We start from the raw sequence: 21,990 nt of genomic DNA, 5'->3' as shown, positions 1-21,990 counted from the left end.
GCAGCCTAGTGGAAGAAGTGGCGGGTGCCGGTGAGGTACATGGTGACGCCGGCCTGCTTGCAGGCGGCGATCACCTCCTCGTCGCGGATCGAGCCGCCGGGCTGGACGATCGCCTGGATGCCGGCATCGAGGAGGATCTGCGGGCCGTCGGCGAAGGGGAAGAACGCGTCCGAGGCGGCCACCGCGCCCCGGGCCCGGTCGGCACCGGCCCGGCTGACCGCCAGTCGGGCCGAGTCGACCCGGTTGACCTGGCCCATGCCGACGCCGACGGTGGCGCCGTCGCGGGCCAGCAGGATGGCGTTGCTCTTCACCGCGCGCACCGCCCGCCAGGCGAAGACCAGGTCGGCCAGGGTGGTCTCGTCGGCCGCTTCGCCGGTGGCCAGCCGCCAGCTCGACGGGTCGTCGCCGCCGGCGTCGATGGCGTCCCGCAACTGCACCAGGACGCCCCCGGTGACCTGCCGCCACTCCGCCGGCAGCGGGCGGAACTCCGGCGCCCGCAGCAACCGGATGTTCTTCTTGGCCTGGAGCACCTCGGCCGCGCCGGGCTCGTAGCCGGGCGCCACCACGACCTCGGTGAAGATCTCGGCGATCTGCCCGGCCAGGTCCACCGAGACCGGACGGTTCACCGCGATGACGCCGCCGAACGCGGAGACCGGGTCGCAGGCGTGCGCCTTGCGGTGCGCCTCGGCCACGTCCGCGCCGACCGCGATGCCGCACGGGTTGGCGTGCTTGATGATCGCCACCGCCGGCTGGTCGGCGAAGTCGTTGGCGGCCCGCCAGGCGGCGTCCGCGTCGACGTAGTTGTTGTAGGACATCTCCTTGCCGTGCAGCTGCTCGGCCTGGGCCAGGCCGGGCGGGCTGGCCGGGTCGGCGTAGAGGGCGGCGGCCTGGTGCGGGTTCTCGCCGTAGCGCAGCACCGCCTGCCGGCGCAGCGCCTGCCCGGCGAACTGCGGCCAGCCGTCGGCGGCCGGGGCCAGGGTGCTGGCGAACCAGTCGGCGACCGCCACGTCGTACTCGGCGATGTCGGCGAAGGCGCGGGCGGCCAGCGCCCGGCGCTGGTCCAGGGTGAAGCCACCGCCGTCGAGCGCGGCCAGCAGCAGCGGGTACGCGGCCGGGTCGGTCACCACCGCCACCGAGGCGTGGTTCTTCGCGGCGGCCCGCACCATCGCCGGCCCGCCGATGTCGATCTGCTCGACGCACTCGTCCTGACTCGCCCCGGAGGCGACGGTGGCCTGGAACGGGTACAGGTTGGACACCAGCAGGTCGATGCCGGCGATGCCGTGCTCGTCGAGCTGGGCGGCGTGGGCGTCCTTGCGCAGGTCGGCGAGGAGGCCGCCGTGGATCTTCGGGTGCAGGGTCTTCACCCGGCCGTCGAGGATCTCCGGAAAGCCGGTCACCTGCTCCACACCGGTCACCGGCACGCCGGCACCGGCGATCGTCGACGCGGTGCTGCCGGTGGAGACGATCTCCACTCCGGCCGCGTGCAGCGCCCGGGCCAACTCGACCAGGCCAGCCTTGTCGTAGACGCTGACCAGTGCCCGCCGGATCGGGCGGCGGCCATCCTCAGTGGAACTCACGGAACTGTGACCTTTCGTCCGGTGATCGTCCAGCCTTCGCGGACCAGTCGGCCCACCTGCTCGACGAGTTGCTGCCGCTCGGCTTCCTTGATGCGCTCGGTGAGCGTGTCGACGTCGTCGTCGTCGCGTACCGGCACCGCCACCTGCGCGACGATCGGGCCGGTGTCCATCCCGGCGTCGACGAAGAAGAGGGTCGCTCCGGTGACCTTCACGCCGTAGGCGAGGGCGTCACGCGGGCCGTGGATGCCGGGGAACGCCGGCAGCAGGGTGTTGTGCGTGTTGAGGTACCGGTCGCCGAAGGCCGCGAGGAAACGTGGGCCGACCAGCTTCAGGAACCCGGCCGAGATGACCAGGTCGGGTCGGTGCTCGGCGACCCGAGCGGTGAGCGCGGCGTCCCACTGGTCCCGCGTCGGATGGTCCTTGACCCGCTCCACGAAGGTGGGTACGCCCGCCGCAGCGGCCCGGTCCAGCCCGGCGATGCCGTCGCGGTCCGCGCCCACGGCGACCACCCGTGCCCCGTACGCCTGGTCGGCGGTCGCGTCCAGCAGGGCTTGCAGGTTGCTCCCGGAGCCGGAGACGAGGACGACGATGCGGGCGGGCTCGGTCACCGGCTCACCCTATCCGGCGGTCGACCGCTGCCCAGACGCTGGGCGCCACGCGGCTCGGCGACTGCCGAATTCGCGCGGACCAGGTACGCTGCCGGTCGCTCGGACCGGCGCACATCCGGCCCGCACCCATCAGCGAAAGCGAACTGAGGAGCACTCAAGATGCAGCCCGAATACCCCTCCCAGCCGCCCCAGCAGATCGACAACAACATGACAATGTCGATCGTCGCGATCTTCCTCTTCTGGCCGCTGGCCATCCCCGCGATCATCAACGCCTCGAAGGTCAACCCGCTGCTCCAGCAGGGCGACTTCGCCGGTGCGCAGGCCGCGGCGACCGAGTCGAAGAAGTGGTCGAAGTGGGCCCTGATCGTCGGCATCGCCTGGATCGCGATCGTCCTGCTGTGCTGCGTTGGTGGCGGCATGCTCGGCGCGATCAGCGGCGGCAACGCGATGAGCTACTGAGCCCGGATGCAGCCCGGTAACCCCGGTCAGGACCCGTACGGCCAGCAACCGCCGTACGGGGACCCGACCTCGTCGCCGCCAGCCAATCCGTACGCTCCACCGCCGGCCAACCCGTACGCCCCGCCGCCGGCGAACCCGTACGCCCCGCCAGCGGATCCGTACGCGCCGCCGGCCGAGGCGAACCCGCCACCGGCGGATCCGTACGGTCAGCAGCCGTACGGCCAGCCGCCGGCCTCTCCCGCACCGTACGACCCGTACGCGCCACCGCCCGCCGGCCAGCCCCCGGCCTACGGGCAGCCACCGGCCTACGGGCAGCCGGCTTACGGGCAGCCACCGACGGGCCAGCCGTACGGCCAGCCCTACGGCGACCCGTACGCATCGCAACAGCCGTACGGTGGCCCGCCGATGTACCCGCAGGCCGGCTTCGCCGGTCCGGGGGGACAACAGAACACCCTCGGCCTGTTGTCGATGATCCTCGGCATCGCGTCGATTCCGTTGTCCTGCTGCTACCTCGGCATTCCGCTGGGCGTGGCCGCGGTGATCACCGGCTGGCTCGGCAAGCAGAAGGCGGACCAGGGTCTGGCCGGCAACTCGGGACAGGCGCTCGCCGGCCTGATCTGCGGTGCGGTCGGGGCGCTGCTGGGCCTGCTCCAGGTCGTGCTGCTGGTGGTGAACTTCAACCTGCCCATGCAGCCGTGACAAAGCTGGATCGAGGGGCGTTCCGGTACGTCGGGACGCCCCTCGACCGTCTCCACCGCCTCCCCGAGTAGCGGTCCTACCCGGAGGCGACGCCGTCGTTCAGGAGGCGAACCGGGTCAGCCAGCGGGTGGCGGCGGCACCGAGCAGCGCACCGGCGCCGATGACCACGGTCGCGGCGAGCGCCACCTGCCAACCGACCGGGCCGAGTTCGGCCAGCCGGCCCGCGCCGAGCGGTCCACCCGACGCCTCCGCGACCGCGCCCATCAGCAGGCCCGCCACCGGCCCGGCGAGCACGGCCGGGAACAGCAACGCCCCCCAGCTCAGCGGCGCCCGTCCGGCGGTGGTCGTGCGGAGCATTCGGCGGGCGAGCAGCCCGCCAACGGCCATCCCCACCAGGGCCGGCAACGCCAGGATCAGGGCCGACCAGAAGCCGTCGACCGGTCCACCCGGAAGGCCGGCGAACAACGGCAGGGCCGGCAACGCGCCGACGGCGACCTCGCTGGTGCGAACCGCCGTGTCGGTGCCCACGGCGAAGCCGGGGCCGAGCAGGTAGCTGGTCGACCAGATGGTGGCGTTGGGCGCGTAGGCCAGGCTCACCAGGGTGATGCCGGCCTGACCGGCCACGCCGGTGCGGTAGGCACCGATCAGGTCGGCCGCGTCACCGCCGCCGGTCGCCACGGCCAGTCCCGCCACCGCCGCACCCGCGCCGAGCAGCACCAGCCCGGCCACCAGTCCCGCCTGCGCGCCCGCCCGCAGCGGCTTCGGCGTCCGGGTGGCAAGCAGTTCGGACACTCCGCTGGTGCGGGCCGCGCCGACACCAGCGGCCAGCCCACCGAGGACGGCGAGGGTGAGCCCGGCCCGCACCACCGACACGCCGAGCCCGCCGGTCCCGACCAGCAGCGCGCCGAGCACACCCAACAGGGCGTACGCCAAGCCGACCGCCGCCGCGGCGGCGAGCGTACGGCCCGCCGACCGGCTGCCGCGCGCCCCGATCGCACGGGTGACGTGCACCCCCGCCCGGGACAACCGCCACACCGCCAGGGCGGTCACCGCGAGCGGCGCCAGACCCAACGGCCCGGTGGCGGTGTCCAGCGGCACCCCGTGCCCGAGCAGCCAGCCGGCCGTCCCGGCGCGCACGGCACCGAGCAGGCTGGCGGCACCCTCGCTGAGCTGGAACAACCAGAGCACGAGCGCCACCGGCAGCCAGGAGGTGAGCGCGGCACCACCGGCGGCCACCAGGGCGGCGACCACCAGCGGAGCGTGGCTGCGGCCGGCGGGCTCGGCGCGAGGCAGCGGCACCCGACGCGGTGGACCGGCACGGCCGGGGGGCCGGGCGCCGGCCTCACGGGCGTCGGTGGCGCGCCGGGGCTGGTCAGGGGTGACAAATGACATTGCTTCTACTCTGGCATGCCGCGCCACCGTCGGCTGTCCGACACCACACCACCAGGGCATCTAGTTGGCCTGATTGCGTGTGACGCCGCGGGTCCTCCTCTAGCCTCGGCACAGGGAGCCGCGATCCACGTGGCGGCAGCTGACGTCCGGAGGAAAGCCGTGAACACTCCGTATCCACCGCCCCCGCCACCGCCCGCCGGCCGGGACCGCACCACGCTCTGGGGCGTGCTGGGCATCGTGACCGGCCTGCTCTGTTGCGGCATCCTCGGCATCGTCTTCGGCTGGTTGTCGATCCGCGACGCGCGGCGCTACCGCAAGTCCCCGGTGCTCGGCTACGTGGCCATCGGGCTCGGCGTGCTCAACATCGTGGTCAGCCTGATCCTGCGGGGCACCGGGAACTACCCGTACTGGAACCGCTGAGGGGCCGACCTCGCGGTCGGCCCCTGCGCGCGGGTGAGCGGTCCGGTCAGCGGCCGGACATGATCTCCCGCATCAGCTTGGCGGTCTCGGTCGGCGTCTTGCCGACCTTGACGCCGACCGCTTCCAGCGCGGCCTTCTTGGCGTCGGCCGTGCCGGCCGAGCCGGAGATGATCGCACCGGCGTGGCCCATGGTCTTGCCGGGCGGCGCGGTGAAGCCGGCGATGTAGCCGACCACCGGCTTGGTGACGTTGGCCTTGATGAACTCGGCCGCCCGCTCCTCGGCGTCGCCACCGATCTCACCGATCATCACGATGGCGTCGGTGTCCGGGTCCGCCTCGAACGCGGCCAGCGCGTCGATGTGCGTGGTACCGATGATCGGGTCGCCGCCGATGCCGACGCAGGTCGAGAAGCCGATGTCGCGCAGCTCGTACATCATCTGGTAGGTCAGCGTGCCGCTCTTGCTGACCAGGCCGATCCGGCCGGTGCCGGTGATGTCGGCCGGGATGATGCCGGCGTTGGAGGCGCCCGGCGAGGCGATGCCGGGGCAGTTCGGCCCGACGATCCGGGTCCGCTCACCCTTGGCCACGTTGTACGCCCAGAAGGCCGCGGTGTCGTGCACCGGTACGCCCTCGGTGATCACCACGGCCAGCGGGATCTCGGCGTCGATCGCCTCGATGACCGCGCCCTTGGTGAACTGCGGCGGTACGAAGATGACGGTGACGTCGGCACCGGTGTTCTTCATCGCGTCGGCCACGTTGGCGAAGACCGGCAGCTCGGCGCCGTCGAAGTCGACGGTGGTGCCCGCCTTGCGCGGGTTCACGCCACCGACGACGTTGGTGCCGGCGGCAAGCATCCGCCGGGTGTGCTTGGAACCCTCGGAACCGGTCATCCCCTGGACGATGACCTTCGAGTCCTTGGTCAGCCAGATTGCCATGATTCAGACCCCCGCAGCCGCCAGCTCGGCGGCCCGCTCGGCCGCGCCGTCCATGGTGTCGACCCGCTCGATCAGCGGGTTGTTCGCGCCGTCGAGGATCGCCCGACCGGCCTCGGCGTTGTTGCCGTCCAGCCGGACGACGAGCGGCTTGGTGACCTCTTCGCCGCGCTGCTTGAGCAGGTCCAGCGCCTGGACGATGCCGTTGGCGACCGCGTCGCAGGCGGTGATGCCGCCGAAGACGTTGACGAAGACGCTCTTGACCGAGGGGTCGGAGAGCACGATCTCCAGGCCGTTGGCCATCACCGCGGCGCTCGCGCCGCCGCCGATGTCGAGGAAGTTGGCCGGCTTGACGTTGCCGTGCCGCTCACCCGCGTAGGCGACCACGTCGAGCGTGGACATGACCAGGCCCGCGCCGTTGCCGATGATGCCGACCTCGCCGTCGAGCTTGACGTAGTTGAGGTCCTTCTCCTTGGCGGCCTGCTCCAGCGGGTCCACCGTGGCCTGGTCGACCAGGGCCTCGTGGTCCGGGTGCCGGAAGCCCGCGTTCTCGTCCAGCGAGATCTTGGCGTCCAGCAGCAGCAGCTTGCCGTCCTTGGTCTTGGCCAGCGGGTTCACCTCGACCAGGGTGGCGTCCTCGGCGATGAACGCCTGCCACAGGCCGACCGCGATCTCGACGACCTGGTCGGCGACCTCGGCCGGGAAGCCGGCGGCGGAGACGATCTCCCGCGCCTTGGCCTCGTCGACGCCCTTGACCGCGTCGATCGGGGCCTTGACCACCTTTTCCGGGGTCTCGGCGGCGACCTGCTCGATGTCCATACCGCCGGCCACGCTGGCGATGCAGAGGAAGGTACGGTTCGCCCGGTCGAGCAGGTACGAGAAGTAGTACTCGTCGGCCACGTCGGCGGTCACCGTGATCATGACCTTGTGGACCGTGTGACCCTTGATGTCCATGCCGAGGATGTCGGTGGCCCGGGCCACCGTCTCCTCCGCGCCCTCGGCCAGCTTGACGCCGCCGGCCTTGCCTCGGCCGCCGACCTTCACCTGTGCCTTGACGACCACCCGGCCGCCGAGGCGTTCGGCGATCGCGCGGGCCTCCTCCGGGGTCGTTGCGACGCCGCCGGCGAGCACGGGCAGGCCGTGCCGCTCGAACAGGTCCCGCCCCTGGTATTCGTACAGGTCCACGATTGCGCGTCCCGTCCCGTCTCCGCGGCGCACCGTCGCGCCGCCACCAGCGTATGGAAAGAAAACAGTGCGATGCCTGACATCAGTGGAAGTTGACGCAGGCCATTGGGCGCAGCCTAGCGATGTCGGCACGGCGGGCAACCGAGCGGGTGCGCGGTGTGCGGTAATCCACAGCCGTCGCAGACGCTGCGTCACCGCTGCGCAGCGGACCGGTCCACGGATCACCCGATCGAGCGATCTTGCCAGGTCGGCGAGGGATCTCGGCGACTGCGCGTAACCCCGCCGGAAGGGCGTCGTTGAGTCAGGTGTCGGAGCGCTGCGAGGCGCGAGGACGCAGCAGACGGCCGATGCCCTGTCGGTCGAGGGGTGGCGGCGGGGCATCGTGCATAGAGGGGCCGGACGTGTGAGGGGTGCGTCCGGCCCCTCACTCTGCCTATGAACCGCCGGGCCACCTCTTCCGGTCCGCAGCGGGGTGTGTTTCGAGCGGGCCACCCGCTGGACGAGCGGTGGCGCCAGCCGGCCGAGCAGCCGGAGGTCAGCCCACCGGCTGCGCGACGTTCTCCCGGACCCACTCCACGATGGACTGCGTCGTGGCGCCCGGCGTGAAGATCTTGGCAACGCCGAGTTGCTCCAACTCGGGAAGGTCGGCATCCGGAATGATGCCGCCGCCGAAGACCACGATGTCCCGGGCATCGCGCTCGTCGAGCAGTTCGAGCACCCGCCGGAACAGCGTCATGTGCGCCCCGGAGAGCACCGACAGGCCGACCGCGTCCGCGTCCTCCTGGATCGCGGTCTCCACGATCTGCTCCGGCGTCTGGTGCAGGCCGGTGTAGATGACCTCCATGCCGGCGTCCCGCAGCGCGCGAGCCACCACCTTTGCGCCACGGTCGTGGCCGTCCAAGCCCGGCTTGGCGACGACGACCCGAACACGAGAGCTCATCTGCGCATCCCTTTCACCGGCTCCGCGGCAATCACCTGAACGAACGGTAACCCGCGCGACCGGGGCCGGGGAACCGGGGCTGGCGAAGACAGCGCGCGGCAGCGGTGGACGGTCGGCGGGAACGAGCGGAACTCCCCGGCATCGCGGCTTCACGCACAGGCACGACCGACACCGGACGAGTCAAGGAGGACGACTCAGCCGATCGGTCACGGTGCGCGACGAACGGACGATAACCAGGACACCCTCCTGGTAGCGGAAGGCATGACAATCATGGACGGAAAGGGACAGAATGGAGCAACGAGTTCGGCGCTCCGGCTTGTGACTCGACTGACGGTTGGCTACCGTGTCCACGGTTGTCATCAGGTCTACGGACGGGTGACGACGCGTCCCAGCCGACACTCGGGCCTCCTCCGGGTGCGGGCTGGACCGCATCGGAACCCCGACAACGGAGGGTATGCGTGCGCCAGCGCCTGTCGTCTGAGCCCGATCGATATCGCGGTCGCCGCCGCGTACCCACCCCCCCACGTAGTCGCTACGCCGCTGTGGTCACCACCGCCTTCGTCGGCGCCGGTGTGGTGGCCCTGGGTGCCAGCGCACTGCCGGACGCCAAGAGCGTCAGCCCGTCGGTGCTCGACGAGCTGAAGCAGGCGTCGATCAGCAGCCAGGGTGCGGCGGACCGCGCCGATGCCGCGGAGCGGGCCTCCCGCGACGGCCGGGGCAGCTCGGAGACCGCCGCCGACACCGGGGTCTGGCTGCTCCCCCTTCAGGGCTACGACTTCAACTCCCCGTACGGCATGCGCTGGGGCAAGCTGCACACCGGCGTCGACCTGGTCGCCCCCGAGGGCACCCCGTACGTGGCGATCCACGAGGGCACGGTCACCAAGGCGGGCTGGTTCGGCGGCTACGGCTACGCCGTGATCGTCCAGCACACCGACGGCAGCGAGGCGATCTACGGCCACTCCTCCGCCGTCACCGTCCGGGAGGGCCAGCAGGTCAAGGCCGGCGACCAGCTCGGCCTGGTCGGCAACACCGGCCACTCGTACGGCGTCCACCTGCACCTGGAGATCCATGTCAACGGCAAGCCGCTCGACCCGGTGCCGTGGCTCCAGGAGCGCGGAGTGGACATCAAGCTACAAGTCGAGGCAATCTACAGCGAGGTAGCCGACTCCTGACTACCAGTAAGGCCCGATGACCGCCCGGATCACGCGATCCGGGCGGTTTTGTTTTGTCGACCCGGCGGCAATGTTCCCCAGCTCACATCCGCGACTGTGGCGGACGCCACAGCTCCGCGCCCGCACGGGTTCGGCCAGTCGGCCACATCGGCGGACAGAACCGGACAGCGGTACGACCTCGGCGGACCGGCACCACCAACCCCGGTACCCACGACATGTCGGATCGACACCAGGATTTCGAAGTCACGTGCCACTTCGATCCAGTGAGGTCCGCCCGTGCAGGACGACAACTCCACCCCGTACCGGAAGATCCCCGACGCCCCGGCCCGCCACCGGCGGCGGGTCGGCTGGCGCGACCGCGGCCTGGTCATCGGTGCGGTCGCCCTGGTTGGTCTCGGCGGCGTCGCCGTCGCGACCCGCGACGGCGACCCCACGCCGAGCCCGGTCTCCCTCGACGCGCAGGCCGAGGCCGCCGCCCGCGCCGAGGCCGCCGCCCGCGCCGAGGCCGCCGCCCGCGCCGAGGCCGCCGGCCGGGCCGACCGCTCGGCCCGCGAACCGGTCGCCCCCAGCACCTCCCCCACGTCGACCCCGACGCCGAGCCCGACCGCGAGCGCCAGCGCCAGCGCCAGCGCCAGCCCGACGGCGAAACCCAGCCCGAAGGCCACCAAGACCACCAAGGCCACGCCGAAGCCGACCAAGAGCGCGACGCCGAAGTCCGCCTGGGTGATCCCGATGGCCGGCGCCGCCATCACCTCGTGCTACGGCCCTCGCTGGGGGACCCTGCACGCCGGCATCGACTTCGCGTTGCCGGCCGGCACCCCGGTCCGCGCCGCGTTCGGCGGAACCGTCACCAAGGCCGGCGACGTCGGCGACGGCTACGGCATCTCCGTCTTCATCGACCACGGCAACGGCTACCTGACCCACTACGCCCACCTGAGCACCGCCAAGGTGAGCGTGGGCGACAAGGTCAGCACCGGGCAGACCATCGGCCTGGAGGGCTCCACCGGCGACTCGACCGGCCCGCACCTGCACTTCGAGGTGCACCAGGGTCAGATGTGGAATCAGATCGACCCCGCACCGTTCCTGCGGGCGCGTGGCATCGACGTGGCCTGCTGACCGGTCAGGACCCCTCCTCCCCGTTGCCGGTGAGCGACAGGACGGGCCAGGCCGCGAGGTCGACGAGCATCTGACGGTCATGGCTGGCCACCACGACGGCCGCCGCGGTTTCCCGCAACGCCGCGGTCAGCTCGTCGACCAACGGCGCCGACAGGTGGTTGGTGGGTTCGTCGAGAATCAGCAGGTCGGGCCGCTCGGCGAGCCGCAGCGCGAGGTTCAGCCGGCGTTGCTGCCCCAGGGACAACCGCCCGACCGGGGTACGAAGGGCCTCCCGGTCGAGCAGGTTGGTCGCGGTCAGGGGCAGCCGGTCACTGTCGCGCAGCTGTCCCCGGGACTGGAGTTGACCGACGTGCCGGTCGTACAGCTCGTGCGCGAGCGCGGTCGGCGGCCAGGCCGGCACCTCCTGCCCGAGATACGCGACGCGGGCCCGCGGCAGCTGGCGTACCGCACCGGTCGACGGTTCGAGTTCACCCGCCAGCACCGCGAGCAGCGTCGACTTACCCGCTCCGTTGGGCCCGGTCACCAGCAGTCGGTCCGCACTGTCGAGGGTGAGCGTGACGGGGTGACGCAGCCGCCCGGTCACCGTCACGCCGTCGCAGTGCAGGATGGCTGACCGCGCGCAGCCGCCGAGTTCGGGCCACCGCAGGCGCAGCGGCGGCTCGGGCACGGTGAGCTGGTGGGCCGCGAGGTCCTCCTGCCGGCGCCGGAGCGCCTGGACGACACCGGGGGCGCGAGACTGGCGCTGGTGCTTGCCGTGCCCCTTCTCCGGGCGCCACCCCGTGCTCAGTCGTTGCTGTGCCTCGTTCACCGCGTCGGCGAGCCGCTGGTGTCCGACCTGCTGGGCCTCGTAGTCCCGCGCCCAGCGTTCGCGCTCCCGGCGACGCCCCTCCTGCCAGCCGGGGTACCCGCCGGCGAACAGCAGCGGTCGACCGTCCTGGCTCGGGTCGAGGTCCAGGAACTCCACGGCCACGTCGCGGAGCAGTGCCCGGTCGTGTGTCACGACCACCACCCCGCCCGAATGCTGACGCAGCCGCCCGGTGAGGAACGTCAGGCTGTCGGCGTCGAGATGGTTGGTCGGCTCGTCCAGCATCAGCAGGTCGTGGCGGGCCCCCAACAGGCAGGCCAGGCGAACCCGGTAGCGCTGACCGACCGACAGTGTCGACAACGGGCGCTGCCGGTCGGTGCAGGCGTCGAGCCCGGCCAACGCCACGTCGACCCGACGCTCGGCGTCCCAGGCGTCCAGCCGGGTGGCCGCGTCGAGCGCGGCGGCGTACGCCGCGTCCGCGCCCGGCACCTCCTCGGCCAGCGCCGTCGCCGCGTCGTCGAGCGCCCGCAACGCGCGGTGGGACTCCCGGGTGGCGGCCCGGACGAGGGTGCCGACCGTCTCGCCGTTGCGCGCTTCGAGCGCCTGCCCGGCCAGGCCGATCGTGCCGGCCCGCTCCACCGTGCCCTGGTCGGGTGCGGTCACCCCGGCCAGTACGTGCAGCAACGTCGTCTTGCCCCGGCCGTTCTCGCCGACGATGGCCAGGCGCGAGCGGGCCGAGACGGTCACGCTGACATCGGACAGCACGACACGTCCGCCCAGTACCACCCGAACACCCTCGGCGCGTACGTGCGCCCGGTGCCCCGCCGGCAGCTGGCTGCCCCAGGATTGTGCTGAATTCAGTTCAAGATTGTTCACTGTCTGCTCTTCGGCTCGTCATGGAGCCGGGCAGCACGAAGACGCCGCCCGGCGAGAACACCAGGACGGCGGAACAGAGCACGATCAGAAGAAGCTGGTCAACCCTGCCGCCGTCAGCGGCGGAACCAGGGCTTCATCGAGAAGGCGCACGAGTACATGCCCCGACGATAGCGCAGCCGCCGCCCACCCCGCTTGTCCGGCGGTGATCGGCGGCGGCTGGCTCAGAGCTTCTCGATCGGGGCGTGCCGCAGCACCAGCCACAAGGTCTGATCACCGAAGTCGATCTGCGCGCGGGCGCCGGGGCCGTGCCCCTCCACGGTCACCACCCGGCCCAGCCCGTACCGCTGGTGGTTCACCCGGTCCCCGGCGCTGACCTTCGGCCCCTGCGGCAGCTCGCTCGCGGTGGCCAGTCGGCTGCCGTCCACGCCGAGCTTGCGCGCCAACTGGACGGCTCTGGGCGTACCTCCGGTGAAGGTGCCACGCCCGCCGGGCGCCCGGTCCGCGCGGCCTCCCACGCCGCCACCACCGCCACCCCACGAGGTGTACGACCCCTCGGTCCGCTCCCAGCGGACCAGTTCGGGCGGCAGTTCCTCGACGAACCGGGACGGCGGGTTGTACGCCGGCTGCCCCCAGGCCGACCGGGTCACCGCCCGGGAGAGGTAGAGCCGCTGCCGGGCCCGGGTGATGCCGACGTACGCCAGCCGGCGCTCCTCCTCCAACTCCCGGGTGTCGCCCAGCGAGCGCAGGTGCGGGAAGACGCCGTCCTCCAGGCCGGTCAGGAAGACCACCGGGAACTCCAGCCCCTTGGCGGTGTGCAGGGTCATCAGGGTGACCACGCCCTGGTAGGGCGCGATGTCGTCCGCCTCGGCACCGTCCGCTGCCGAGCCGGGCTGCGCGGGCACCTGGTCGGCGTCGGCGACCAGCGCGACCTGCTCCAGGAAGCCGGCCAGGGTGGCCCGCTCCCCGTCCGCGCCGGTCGCCTCGATCCGTTCGGTGTACTCGCGGGCGACGCTGACCAGTTCCTGGAGGTTGTCGACCCGGCCGGCGTCCTGCGGGTCGAGGCTCTCCTCCAACTCGGTCAGGTATCCCGAGCGGGTCAGGATCGCCTCCAGCACCTCCTCCGGCGTGCCGTCGACGGCCAACTCCCGGGCGGAGTCGAGCAGCGCCACGAAGTCGGCGATGCCGTTGGCCGCCCGGCTGGAGATGCCCGGCGCGTCCTTGGCCCGGCGCAGCGCGGCACCGAAGGAGATCCGGTCGCGGTTGGCCAACGCCTCCACGCACGCCTCGGCGCGGTCGCCGATGCCCCGGCGCGGCGTGTTGAGGATCCGGCGGAGGCTGACCGTGTCGTCGTCGTTGACCACCGCCCGCAGGTAGGCCAGGGCGTCGCGCACCTCCTTGCGCTCGTAGAAGCGCACCCCGCCGACGACCTTGTACGGCAGGCCGACCCGGATGAACACCTCCTCGAACACGCGGGACTGCGCGTTGGTGCGGTAGAAGACCGCCACGTCGCCCGGGCGGGTCTCGTCGGCGTCGACCAGCCGGTCGATCTCCCGGGCCACCCAGTCCGCCTCGGCGTGTTCGGTGTCGGCGACGTACGCCACGATCGGCTCGCCCGTACCGGCGTCACTCCACAGCCGCTTCGGTTTGCGGGACGTGTTGCGGTCGATCACCGCGTTCGCGGCGTTCAGGATGGTCTGCGTGGAGCGGTAGTTCTGCTCCAGCAGGATGGTGCGGGCGTCGGTGAAGTCGCGCTCGAACTCCAGGATGTTGCGGATCGTCGCGCCCCGGAAGGCGTAGATCGACTGGTCCGCGTCGCCGACCACGCACAGCTCCGCCGGTTCCAGCCCTTCGGTGCCGGCGACCAGCTCCTTGATCAGGACATACTGCGCGTGGTTGGTGTCCTGGTACTCGTCGACCAGGACGTGCCGGAACCGGCGCCGGTAGCTCTCCGCCACGTGCGGGTGCGACTGGAGCAGATGCACCGTCGTCATGATCAGATCGTCGAAGTCGAGCGCGTGTGCCTCGCGCAGCCGCCGCTGGTAGAGCGTGTACGCCTCGGCCAGCGCCCGCTCGTTGGGCCCCGAGGCACGAGCGGCGAAAGCCTCCGGATCGACCAGTTCGTTCTTCAGGTTGGAGACCTGCGCGGCCAGGCCCCGCGCCGGATAGCGCTTCGGATCCAGGTCCAGTTCGCGGGCGACCAGCTGCATCAGCCGCCGCGAGTCGTCGGCGTCGTAGATCGAGAAGGTCGACTTCAGGCCGGCGTGCTCGTGCTCGGCCCGCAGGATCCGGACGCAGGCGGAGTGGAAGGTGGAAACCCACATCAGCCGGGCGCGCGGACCGACCAGCGCGGCCACCCGGTCCTTCATCTCACCGGCGGCCTTGTTGGTGAAGGTGATCGCGATGATCTCGCCGGGATGCACGTCCCGGGCGGCGAGCAGATAGGCGATCCGGTGGGTCAGCACCCGGGTCTTGCCCGAACCGGCACCGGCGACGATCAGCAGCGGCGACCCGGCGTGGGTGACCGCGTCCCGCTGGGGGCCGTTGAGGCCCTCCACCAACTCCAGCGGATCGAGGCGGCCCGGCGCGGCACGGCGCGGCGGCTGCGCCCGGGCGGGTTCGGGTGCGGGCGGGGACACGGGGATGTCGAAGAGAGGATGCATCGCAGGGCGAGTCTATGCCGCCCCTCGGACACCGCCCGCCAGGCGGTGAAGGAAGGGCCCCTGCCCAACGCCGGCCGCATCGCAGGGTCCCTTGTTAACGGTCGCGTTCTCGCAGCTTGCGCCGGTCGTTTCCTTGCGCACCGCCCCGCGCGGGCGGCATACTCGACGGCGTGTTCGATCAGCGCTTCTACTTTTACTACGGCACCGGGAGTCCGGCAGCCGTAGGTCGCGCCTGATCAACCAGACCTGCGAAAGCCCCGGGCTCATGGAGCTCGGGGCTTTCGTCGTCCCGGGATCCGGGCAACGGGCACCAGACGTTGAGAGGTACCCGAAGATGTCAGACGTGATGGAGCAGAGTGGCGTCCCGGCCGGTTCCGGCATGGCCTCCGACGGCAGCGGCCCGGCCGGTGAGCCCGGGTCGGCCAAGCCGGGCACCGGGACCACGGAGCCGGCAGCGGCCGCCCGGATCGCCGAGATCCGGGTACGGATCGACGAGATCGACCGAACGCTCATCGAGCTGTGGCAGGAGCGGGCCGAGTTGTCCCGCGAGGTGGGGGCGACCCGGATGGCCTCCGGCGGAACGCGGCTCGTGCTCTCCCGTGAGCAGGAGATCCTGGAGCGGTTCCGGAGCGTCCTCGGCGCCGACGGCACCCAACTCGCGCTGCTGCTCCTGCGCGCCGGTCGGGGCCCGCTCTGACCGGCCGACCCGCGGTACGCCACCTAACCAGGATCCGGGGCGCCGGCCGCTGGTGACGGCCGACGCCCCGGATCACTGAGGAGGCACTTTCCTTCACCGCCGCGCCCGTACGGTTGGCCGGGCCGGCGGCGTCTATGCGGCTACTCCGTCGCGTGCACCACGTCGCGTACCTCGGCGAAGTGGCAGGCGCTCGGGTGGCCGGACTTGTCCCGGATCTGCAGCAGCGGCTCCTGCTCGGCGCAGACGTCCTGCGCCTTCCAGCAGCGGGTCCGGAACCGGCAACCCGACGGCGGGTTGGCCGGCGACGGTACGTCACCGGTCAGCACGATCTGGTCCCGCTGGCCGCGCAGCTTCGGATCCGGCACCGGCACCGCCGACAGCAGTGCCTGGGTGTACGGGTGGGTCGGGCTCTCGTAGATCTCGTCCTCGGTGCCGGTCTCGATGATCTTGCCGAGGTACATCACCGCGACCCGGTCGGCGATGTGCCGCACCACCGACAGGTCGTGGGCGATGAAGATGTACGACAGACCCAGCTCGTTCTGGAGCTTCTCCAGCAGGTTCATCACCTGCGCCTGGATGGAGACGTCCAGCGCCGACACCGGCTCGTCACAGAGGATGATCTCCGGGTTGAGCGCCAACGCCCGGGCGATGCCGATGCGCTGCCGCTGTCCGCCGGAGAACTGGTGCGGGTACCGGTTGATGTGGTCCGGGTTGAGACCGACCAGCTCCAGCAGCTCCTGCACCTTGCCCCGACGCTGGCCCTTGGGCAGCACGTCCGGGTGCACCTCGAACGGCTCGCCGATGATGTCGCCGACGGTCATCCGGGGGTTCAGCGAGGTGTACGGGTCCTGCATCACCAGCTGGATGTTGCGCCGGCCCCGCCGCCGTTCCTCGGCACCGACCTTCGCCATGTTCCGGCCCTGCACGAACAGGTCACCGGAGGTCGGCGTCTCCAGCCCGACCAGCAACCGGGCCAGCGTCGACTTGCCGCAGCCGGACTCACCGACGACGCCGAGCGTCTCACCGCGCCGCAGTTGCAGGTTGACGCCGTCGACCGCGCGGACCGCGCCGATCTGCTTCTTGAAGACGATCCCCTGGGTGAGCGGGAAGTGCTTCACCAGGTCGCGGGTCTCCAGGACGAAGTCACTCATCGTCCTTGACCTCCTTCCAGAAGTGGCAGGCGGCCGTACGGCTCGGCGTCACCTGGAACAGCGGCGGCGCCGGGTCCTTGCGGCAGACGTCCTGCGCGTACCGGCAGCGGGGGTTGAAGGCGCAGCCCGGCGGGATGTTCGTCAGCGCCGGGGGCAGCCCCTTGATGGCGCTGAGTTCCTGGCCCTTGAGGTCCAGGCGCGGGATCGACTCCAACAGACCCTTGGTGTACGGGTGGGCCGGGCTGGCGTAGATGTCGTCCACGCCGGCTTCCTCGATGACCCGACCGGCGTACATGACCGAGATCCGGTCCGCCACGTCGGCGACCACGCCCATGTCGTGCGTGATCAGCACCAGGCCCATGTTCCGTTCCCGCTGGAGTTCGGCCAGCAGCGCCATGATCTGGGCCTGCACGGTCACGTCCAACGCGGTGGTCGGCTCGTCGGCGATCAGTACCTCGGGGTCGAGCGCCAACGCCATCGCGATCATCACGCGCTGCCGCATACCACCCGAGAACTGGTGCGGGTACTCGTTCACCCGCTGCTTCGCCGCCGGGATCTTGACCAGGTCGAGCAGTTCGATGGCGCGCGCCTTGGAGTCCTGGCGGGACATCCCCCGGTGCTTCCGGAACATCTCGGCGAGCTGGAACCCGACGGTGAAGACCGGGTTCAGCGCGGAGAGCGCGTCCTGGAAGATCATCGCGATCTTGTTGGCCCGGACCTTGCGACGCTCGGCCTCGGACAGCTTCAGCAGGTCGACACCCCGGTAGAGAATCTCCCCACCGGTGACGAAGCCGGGCGGGCTGTCCAGGATGCCCATGATCGCCTGAGCGGTCACGCTCTTGCCGCAGCCCGACTCGCCGAGGATCGCCCGGGTCTCGCCGGCCCGCACGTCGAAGCTCACCCCGTTGACCGCGCGGGCGATGCCGTTGCGGGTACGGAACTCCACCTGCAGGTTCTTGACCTGTAGCGGCAGCGCGTTCGGGTCCAGGCCCGGCAGCGCGTCCATCTTGACGTTCACATCAGTGCTCATGCCGGCACTCCGCTTCGCTCCGTGCCACCCTGCGGCACGACGGCCCTGTGCTGATGAATCGCTCGCTGACACTCGCTCATGGGACTCACCGGAACTTCGGGTCGAGGGCGTCACGCAGGGCGTCACCCATCAGGATGAAGGACAGCACCGTGCCGACCAGCAGCCCGCAGGGGAAGAGCAGCAGCCACGGGTCCTCCAGGAAGTAGACCTGGTGGACCGAGATCATGATGCCCCACGACTGGGCCGGCGGCTGGAGCCCGACACCGAGGAAGGTCAGCGTGGCCTCGGCGGCGACGAACGAACCGAGCACGATGGTGGCGTACACCAGCATCGGCGCGATCGCGTTGGGCAGGATGTGCCGGAACATGATCCGTCCGTTGCGGGCACCGACCGCCCTCGCCGCGTGCACGTAGTCCAGGTCCTTGGACGAGATCACACTGCCCCGGATGATCCGGGCGATGACCGGCCAGGTCAGCAGGAACAGCACCATGGCGATGGTGAACTCGTTCTGCCGCTTGATGACGGTCAGGAAGACGATCGCGCCGAGCAGGAACGGCAGCGAGAGGAAGATGTCCATCACCCGGGAGACGATCGTGTCGACCCAACCGCCGTAGTACCCGGCGAGCAGACCGAGACTGCCACCGATCAGCACCATCGAACCGGTCGCCATGATCGCGATGATCATCGAGGGACGGGCCCCGTAGATGGCGTGCGAGTAGTAGTCGCAGCCGAGGATGTCGAAGCCGAACGGGTGATCCCAGCTCGGGGAGATTCGAGAGCGGTCGGTGCTGCAGGCCCGGGGATCCTGGCTCGTCCACAGCTTGGGGAAGGCAGCCATCGAGCCGACGACGAGGATGTACAGCGAAGCGATCATGAAGACCGGGTCGCGGACGAGCTGACGCCGAGCGTCCGCCCACAGACTCGCGCTGCGCTCCTTGCCACCGACGGCCGGCTGATCCGCCAGCGGGCCGTCACCGCCTACCGGTGCGCCGCCAACGGCGGCGCCGGCACTGGTCAGGTCGCTCATGCCGACACTCCGCTTCGCTCCGTGCCACCATGAGGCACCACCGCGCTGAGCCTGATGATTCGCTCACAACGCTCGCTCATGTCCACACCTCGTTTCGGTCTGCCCTGCCGCTGGCGGCGTGCACCTGCCGCCGTTCGCTCACCACGGTCCGGTCACTCATAGCGGATCCTCGGGTCGAGCACGGCGTACAGGATGTCGACCAACAGGTTGGCGAGCAGGACGACCAGCACCAGCATGGTCACCACGCCGATGACCACTGGCGCCTCGCCACTTCGCGCGGACAACGTCACCAGTCGGCCGATGCCCGGCACGTTGAAGATGGTTTCGGTGACGACCGCGCCGGCCATCGCCGCGCCGATGTCGACACCCAGGAAGGTGATCACGGGGATCAGCGAGTTGCGCAGCGTGTGCACGCCGATCACGCGCCGGTTGCTCAGGCCCTTGGCCCGCGCGGTCCGGACGTAGTCGGCCCGGATGTTCTCCATGATGCTGGTCCGCGTGAGCCGCGCGGTGGTGGCGAGCGAGACCGCGCCGAGCACCATGCCCGGAATGATGAGGCTGGCGAACGGATAGTCGGCCTTGAATCCGGGTGTGACGACCCCAACCGAAATCACGTCGGGGATCCAGTCCTGCGCCCGCAGCACGTTGCCGAACTTGACCCCGACGAACTCCCGCACCACCAGGCCGAGCACGAAGATCGGCACCGAGATGACGAAGACCGTGCTGATCTTCACCGCGTAGTCGGCGAAGCTGCCGCCCCGGAGACCGGCCCAGACGCCCGCCGCGATGCCGATGACCGCCTCGAAGAGGATCGCGATCACCAGCAGCTTGAGGGTGAACGGAAGAGCGTCGGCCACCAGCTGGGTGACCGGCAGCTGCTGACGCAGGTTGACGCCGAAATCGAAGTGCAGAAATATTGCCTGCAAGCGATCGAAGAAAAGCCCGAAGCAGGGGTTGCCCCTCTGGTCGAGGCAGGCATCACCGTAACCGAGTCGCTCGGTGAGCGCTTCGAGCAGCGCGGGCGGCGGAGTTCGGTCGCCGAACAGCGCTCGGACCGGGTTCCCGCTGAACTGGATCGCCAGCGAGGTGAGGTAGTGCAGCAGGAACATGGTGCCCAGCACGGTGGGAATGAACTGGAGCAACCGTCGAATGACGTAGCGCCCCATCTCGGGGTCTCCTCTCGGCGCTGACGTGGCGGCAACGATCACCCTGGTGAGGTGACCGTTGCCGCCACGTCGTGTTACGGCTGGATCAGGAGCCTGAAGCTCAGTTCTGCTTCAGAGAGGTCGCGCCGTAGTCGGCATCCGCGACGGCGTTCCAGACGAACTGGTCCACGTTCTCGCTGTAGATCGCCGCCTCCTTACGCCACCACATCGGGATGACCGGCAGGTCCTCGACGAGCAGGTCCTCCGCCTTCTGGTAGGACGGGATGGCGGCCTGCATCGACGCCGCCGAGTCGCCCTCCTTCATCAGCGCGTCGAAGGCCGGGTTCTTGTAGCCCGAGTTGTTGCTGCCGGCGTCCGAGCCGTACAGCGGGTAGAGGAAGGTCTCCATGAACGGGTAGTCCGGGCCCCAGCCGAGGCGGAACGGACCGGTGAACTTCTTCTGGTCCGCGGTCTCGAGGTACTCGGCGAACTGGAGGTTGACCTTCAGCTCGTAGTCGATGCCCAGCTCGGCCTTGATCTGGTCACCAACGGCCTGCAGCCACTGGTCGTGACCGGCACCGGCGTTGGCCCACAGGGTCAGCTTCTTGCCGGCCGGCCAGCCGCCAGCCTCCTGGAGCAGCTGCTTGGCCTTGGCCGCGTCCTTGGTGCAGTACGAGCAGACGTTCTCCCGCGCACCCTCGAAGCTCGGCGCGACGTAGCCGGTCGCCGGGGCGAACCGGCCGTCGAAGACGGCGTCGATGATGGACTGACGGTCGATCACCAGCGAGATGGCCTGGCGGACCCGCTTGTCCTTGAACTCGTCCATGTACACCGGGAAGCCGACGTAGGTGAAGCTGTCACCGGCCAGCTCGAACATCCGGTCGCCGTAGGTGGCCTTGGCCTCCTTGTAGCGGGCCGGCGGCACGGTGTACATCACGTCCAGCTCGCCGGCCTGGAAGGCGGCGTAACCGGCGTCGACGTCGGCGAAGATCTTGTACTCGATGCGGTCCGGCTTGCCGGCCTCGCCCTTCCAGCCCTCGCTGCGAACGAGGTTGATGCCGACGTTGTGCTGCCAGCTACCGTCGATCTTGTAGGGGCCGTTGCCGATCGGGGTCTCGTTGCACTTGGCGATGTCGTCGACACACGCCTGGGCCATCGGGAAGAAGCCCGGGTAGCCGATCGTGGTCGGGAAGCCGGAGAACGGCGCGTCCAGCTCGACGGTGAAGGTGAGGTCGTCGACCTTCTTGAGGCCGGCGAGCTCCTTCGCCTTCGGCTCCGGGGCCTTCTGCGGGCCCTCGCCGTCCGGGTCCTCGGACTGGAGGTCCTTGACGCCGGCGATGCGCTTCATGAAGTAGCCGTTGTTCTGGGCGTTCGGGGAGTAGGCCGCGAAGTTCCAGGAACGGATGAAGGAGTCGGCGTTGACCGGCTCGCCGTTGTCGAAGGTGTAGCCGCTCTTGATCTTGACGGTCCAGAGCTTCTGGTCAGCGGACTCGACCGACTCGGCCAGGTCCATCTCGACCGCCGAGGTCTGGGCGTTGTACTTGACCAGACCGCGGTAGAGCTGGCGGATCACGTACAGCGACGGCTCGTCGTCACCACCGGAGGGCGTCAGGAACGCCGGCTCCGCGTTGTAGACGCGCAGCGTGCCACCGGACTGGCCGGCGTTGTCGCTGCTGTCGTCGCTACCACCGCCACAGGCAGTGGCCAACATGGCGGTGGCGGTCGCCGCGACCGCCACCTTCAGGAATTTCCCGCGCATGGGAGTGCCTCCTCAGGGCGCTCGGCTCACGAGGGGGTTGTGAGGTGCCTGCCACTGTGACACTCAATGCGCCCAAGCCGGAAGGCGTGTTATCAAGCCGATACCCGCCCGGGACGGTGCCGACATCCACCTGGAGGCGATTTCGCGTCGCCCCAGACGCATGGTATGAGCTGGCCGTCAACTGTTTTTCGCGCCCGAACGGACGATTGGCAGCGGGGCCTTGATGATCTCCGTGACGGCGAGAAATCACTACGTGAGCCCCACCACTCCCGCCCGAATGCTACCCGAAAGGACTAGGGAGATTCCAGACGCGCAGCCACCCCGGACATCCAGGCGATCGA

Annotated in this window: 19 protein-coding genes; 6 read left to right on the top strand and 13 right to left on the bottom strand. The window is 70.3% G+C overall.

The annotated features are described in order from the left end of the window. Nucleotides 1-5: 5 nt before the first annotated feature. Both purH and purN read right to left on the bottom strand, forming a co-directional pair. Nucleotides 6-1,577 carry a bifunctional phosphoribosylaminoimidazolecarboxamide formyltransferase/IMP cyclohydrolase gene (gene purH / locus E0H26_RS11445; RefSeq protein ID WP_131303575.1) on the bottom strand — a complete coding sequence of 524 codons (1,572 nt, stop codon included), beginning with the start codon at nucleotides 1,575-1,577 and terminating at the stop codon, nucleotides 6-8. Then, nucleotides 1,574-2,185: a phosphoribosylglycinamide formyltransferase gene (gene purN, locus E0H26_RS11440; protein WP_131303574.1), complete on the bottom strand. Its 612-nt coding sequence runs from the start codon at nucleotides 2,183-2,185 to the stop codon at nucleotides 1,574-1,576. Before purN ends, purH begins: the two co-directional genes overlap by 4 nt. A 159-nt stretch (nucleotides 2,186-2,344) precedes the next feature. On the opposite strand from purN, the gene E0H26_RS11435 reads away from it, so the two are divergent. Both E0H26_RS11435 and E0H26_RS11430 read left to right on the top strand, forming a co-directional pair. After that, nucleotides 2,345-2,644: a CD225/dispanin family protein gene (locus tag E0H26_RS11435; RefSeq protein WP_131303573.1), complete on the top strand. Its 300-nt coding sequence runs from the start codon at nucleotides 2,345-2,347 to the stop codon at nucleotides 2,642-2,644. A 6-nt stretch (nucleotides 2,645-2,650) separates the two neighbouring features. Further along, nucleotides 2,651-3,343, top strand: coding sequence for a DUF4190 domain-containing protein (locus E0H26_RS11430; protein ID WP_131303572.1), 693 nt, complete (start codon nucleotides 2,651-2,653; stop codon nucleotides 3,341-3,343). A 99-nt stretch (nucleotides 3,344-3,442) separates the two neighbouring features. On the opposite strand, the gene E0H26_RS11425 is transcribed toward E0H26_RS11430, so the two are convergent. Continuing rightward, a complete protein-coding gene (locus E0H26_RS11425) occupies nucleotides 3,443-4,735 on the bottom strand; it encodes a cell division protein PerM (RefSeq protein WP_131303571.1) in 1,293 nt (430 codons plus the stop codon). 159 nt (nucleotides 4,736-4,894) lie between these two features. On the opposite strand from E0H26_RS11425, the gene E0H26_RS11420 reads away from it, so the two are divergent. Continuing rightward, nucleotides 4,895-5,155 (top strand): DUF4190 domain-containing protein, encoded by a 261-nt coding sequence (locus tag E0H26_RS11420; RefSeq protein ID WP_131303570.1) that lies wholly within the window; start codon nucleotides 4,895-4,897, stop codon nucleotides 5,153-5,155. A 46-nt stretch (nucleotides 5,156-5,201) separates the two neighbouring features. Here the strand turns inward: E0H26_RS11420 and sucD are convergent, their stop codons facing one another. The 3 genes from sucD to E0H26_RS11405 form a co-directional block, all read right to left on the bottom strand. Beyond that, entirely contained in the window at nucleotides 5,202-6,089 is an 888-nt protein-coding gene (gene sucD / locus E0H26_RS11415) for a succinate--CoA ligase subunit alpha (RefSeq protein WP_131303569.1), read from the bottom strand. Nucleotides 6,090-6,092: 3 nt separating this feature from the next. Beyond that, complete coding sequence (gene sucC, locus E0H26_RS11410; protein ID WP_131303568.1) at nucleotides 6,093-7,271, bottom strand: ADP-forming succinate--CoA ligase subunit beta; 1,179 nt, start codon at nucleotides 7,269-7,271, stop codon at nucleotides 6,093-6,095. Between the two features lie 535 nt (nucleotides 7,272-7,806). After that, nucleotides 7,807-8,211: a coenzyme B12-dependent isobutyryl CoA mutase small subunit gene (locus E0H26_RS11405; RefSeq protein WP_111214750.1), complete on the bottom strand. Its 405-nt coding sequence runs from the start codon at nucleotides 8,209-8,211 to the stop codon at nucleotides 7,807-7,809. Nucleotides 8,212-8,669: 458 nt separating this feature from the next. On the opposite strand from E0H26_RS11405, the gene E0H26_RS11400 reads away from it, so the two are divergent. Beyond that, the gene (locus tag E0H26_RS11400; protein ID WP_131303567.1) at nucleotides 8,670-9,383 is read left to right on the top strand and encodes a M23 family metallopeptidase; all 714 of its coding nucleotides are present in this window, start codon (nucleotides 8,670-8,672) and stop codon (nucleotides 9,381-9,383) included. A 276-nt stretch (nucleotides 9,384-9,659) separates the two neighbouring features. Continuing rightward, on the top strand, nucleotides 9,660-10,499 hold the full coding sequence (locus tag E0H26_RS11395; RefSeq protein ID WP_131303566.1) for a M23 family metallopeptidase: 840 nt from the start codon (nucleotides 9,660-9,662) through the stop codon (nucleotides 10,497-10,499). Nucleotides 10,500-10,503: 4 nt separating this feature from the next. On the opposite strand, the gene E0H26_RS11390 is transcribed toward E0H26_RS11395, so the two are convergent. Continuing rightward, nucleotides 10,504-12,069: an ATP-binding cassette domain-containing protein gene (locus E0H26_RS11390; protein ID WP_131303565.1), complete on the bottom strand. Its 1,566-nt coding sequence runs from the start codon at nucleotides 12,067-12,069 to the stop codon at nucleotides 10,504-10,506. Between the two features lie 332 nt (nucleotides 12,070-12,401). Beyond that, nucleotides 12,402-14,840 (bottom strand): DNA helicase PcrA, encoded by a 2,439-nt coding sequence (gene pcrA / locus E0H26_RS11385; RefSeq protein WP_131303564.1) that lies wholly within the window; start codon nucleotides 14,838-14,840, stop codon nucleotides 12,402-12,404. A 379-nt stretch (nucleotides 14,841-15,219) separates the two neighbouring features. Between pcrA and E0H26_RS11380 the strand changes: the two genes are divergently transcribed. Beyond that, nucleotides 15,220-15,537 carry a chorismate mutase gene (locus E0H26_RS11380; protein ID WP_131303758.1) on the top strand — a complete coding sequence of 106 codons (318 nt, stop codon included), beginning with the start codon at nucleotides 15,220-15,222 and terminating at the stop codon, nucleotides 15,535-15,537. Nucleotides 15,538-15,677: 140 nt separating this feature from the next. On the opposite strand, the gene E0H26_RS11375 is transcribed toward E0H26_RS11380, so the two are convergent. The 5 genes from E0H26_RS11375 to E0H26_RS11355 form a co-directional block, all read right to left on the bottom strand. Then, on the bottom strand, nucleotides 15,678-16,688 hold the full coding sequence (locus tag E0H26_RS11375) for an ABC transporter ATP-binding protein (protein ID WP_131303563.1): 1,011 nt from the start codon (nucleotides 16,686-16,688) through the stop codon (nucleotides 15,678-15,680). Continuing rightward, nucleotides 16,681-17,718: an ABC transporter ATP-binding protein gene (locus E0H26_RS11370; RefSeq protein ID WP_131303562.1), complete on the bottom strand. Its 1,038-nt coding sequence runs from the start codon at nucleotides 17,716-17,718 to the stop codon at nucleotides 16,681-16,683. Before E0H26_RS11370 ends, E0H26_RS11375 begins: the two co-directional genes overlap by 8 nt. 85 nt (nucleotides 17,719-17,803) lie before the next feature. Beyond that, on the bottom strand, nucleotides 17,804-18,745 hold the full coding sequence (locus E0H26_RS11365) for an ABC transporter permease (RefSeq protein WP_131303561.1): 942 nt from the start codon (nucleotides 18,743-18,745) through the stop codon (nucleotides 17,804-17,806). Nucleotides 18,746-18,897: 152 nt separating this feature from the next. Then, the gene (locus E0H26_RS11360; RefSeq protein WP_131303560.1) at nucleotides 18,898-19,911 is read right to left on the bottom strand and encodes an ABC transporter permease; all 1,014 of its coding nucleotides are present in this window, start codon (nucleotides 19,909-19,911) and stop codon (nucleotides 18,898-18,900) included. Nucleotides 19,912-20,011: 100 nt separating this feature from the next. Next, nucleotides 20,012-21,649: a peptide ABC transporter substrate-binding protein gene (locus E0H26_RS11355; protein WP_131303559.1), complete on the bottom strand. Its 1,638-nt coding sequence runs from the start codon at nucleotides 21,647-21,649 to the stop codon at nucleotides 20,012-20,014. Between the last annotated feature and the right edge of the window lie 341 nt (nucleotides 21,650-21,990).

Source organism: Micromonospora zingiberis, from assembly GCF_004331455.1.
Taxonomy (GTDB): Bacteria; Actinomycetota; Actinomycetes; order Mycobacteriales; family Micromonosporaceae; genus Micromonospora; species Micromonospora zingiberis.
Note: the sequence above shows the minus strand (reverse complement) of the source record. Positions and strands in the feature narration are given on the sequence as shown.

Excerpts from the sequence above, each read along its gene's own strand:
- E0H26_RS11435 (WP_131303573.1), top strand. The coding sequence starts at position 2,345 with ATGCAGCCCGAATACCCCTCCCAGCCGCCCCAGCAGATCGACAACAAC.
- E0H26_RS11405 (WP_111214750.1), bottom strand. The coding sequence starts at position 8,211 with ATGAGCTCTCGTGTTCGGGTCGTCGTCGCCAAGCCGGGCTTGGACGGC.
- E0H26_RS11365 (WP_131303561.1), bottom strand. The coding sequence starts at position 18,745 with ATGAGCGACCTGACCAGTGCCGGCGCCGCCGTTGGCGGCGCACCGGTA.
- sucD (WP_131303569.1), bottom strand. The coding sequence starts at position 6,089 with ATGGCAATCTGGCTGACCAAGGACTCGAAGGTCATCGTCCAGGGGATG.
- pcrA (WP_131303564.1), bottom strand. The coding sequence starts at position 14,840 with ATGCATCCTCTCTTCGACATCCCCGTGTCCCCGCCCGCACCCGAACCC.
- E0H26_RS11355 (WP_131303559.1), bottom strand. The coding sequence starts at position 21,649 with ATGCGCGGGAAATTCCTGAAGGTGGCGGTCGCGGCGACCGCCACCGCC.
- E0H26_RS11380 (WP_131303758.1), top strand. The coding sequence starts at position 15,220 with ATGGCCTCCGACGGCAGCGGCCCGGCCGGTGAGCCCGGGTCGGCCAAG.
- E0H26_RS11425 (WP_131303571.1), bottom strand. The coding sequence starts at position 4,735 with ATGTCATTTGTCACCCCTGACCAGCCCCGGCGCGCCACCGACGCCCGT.
- E0H26_RS11370 (WP_131303562.1), bottom strand. The coding sequence starts at position 17,718 with ATGAGCACTGATGTGAACGTCAAGATGGACGCGCTGCCGGGCCTGGAC.
- E0H26_RS11360 (WP_131303560.1), bottom strand. The coding sequence starts at position 19,911 with ATGGGGCGCTACGTCATTCGACGGTTGCTCCAGTTCATTCCCACCGTG.
- E0H26_RS11375 (WP_131303563.1), bottom strand. The coding sequence starts at position 16,688 with ATGAGTGACTTCGTCCTGGAGACCCGCGACCTGGTGAAGCACTTCCCG.
- E0H26_RS11430 (WP_131303572.1), top strand. The coding sequence starts at position 2,651 with ATGCAGCCCGGTAACCCCGGTCAGGACCCGTACGGCCAGCAACCGCCG.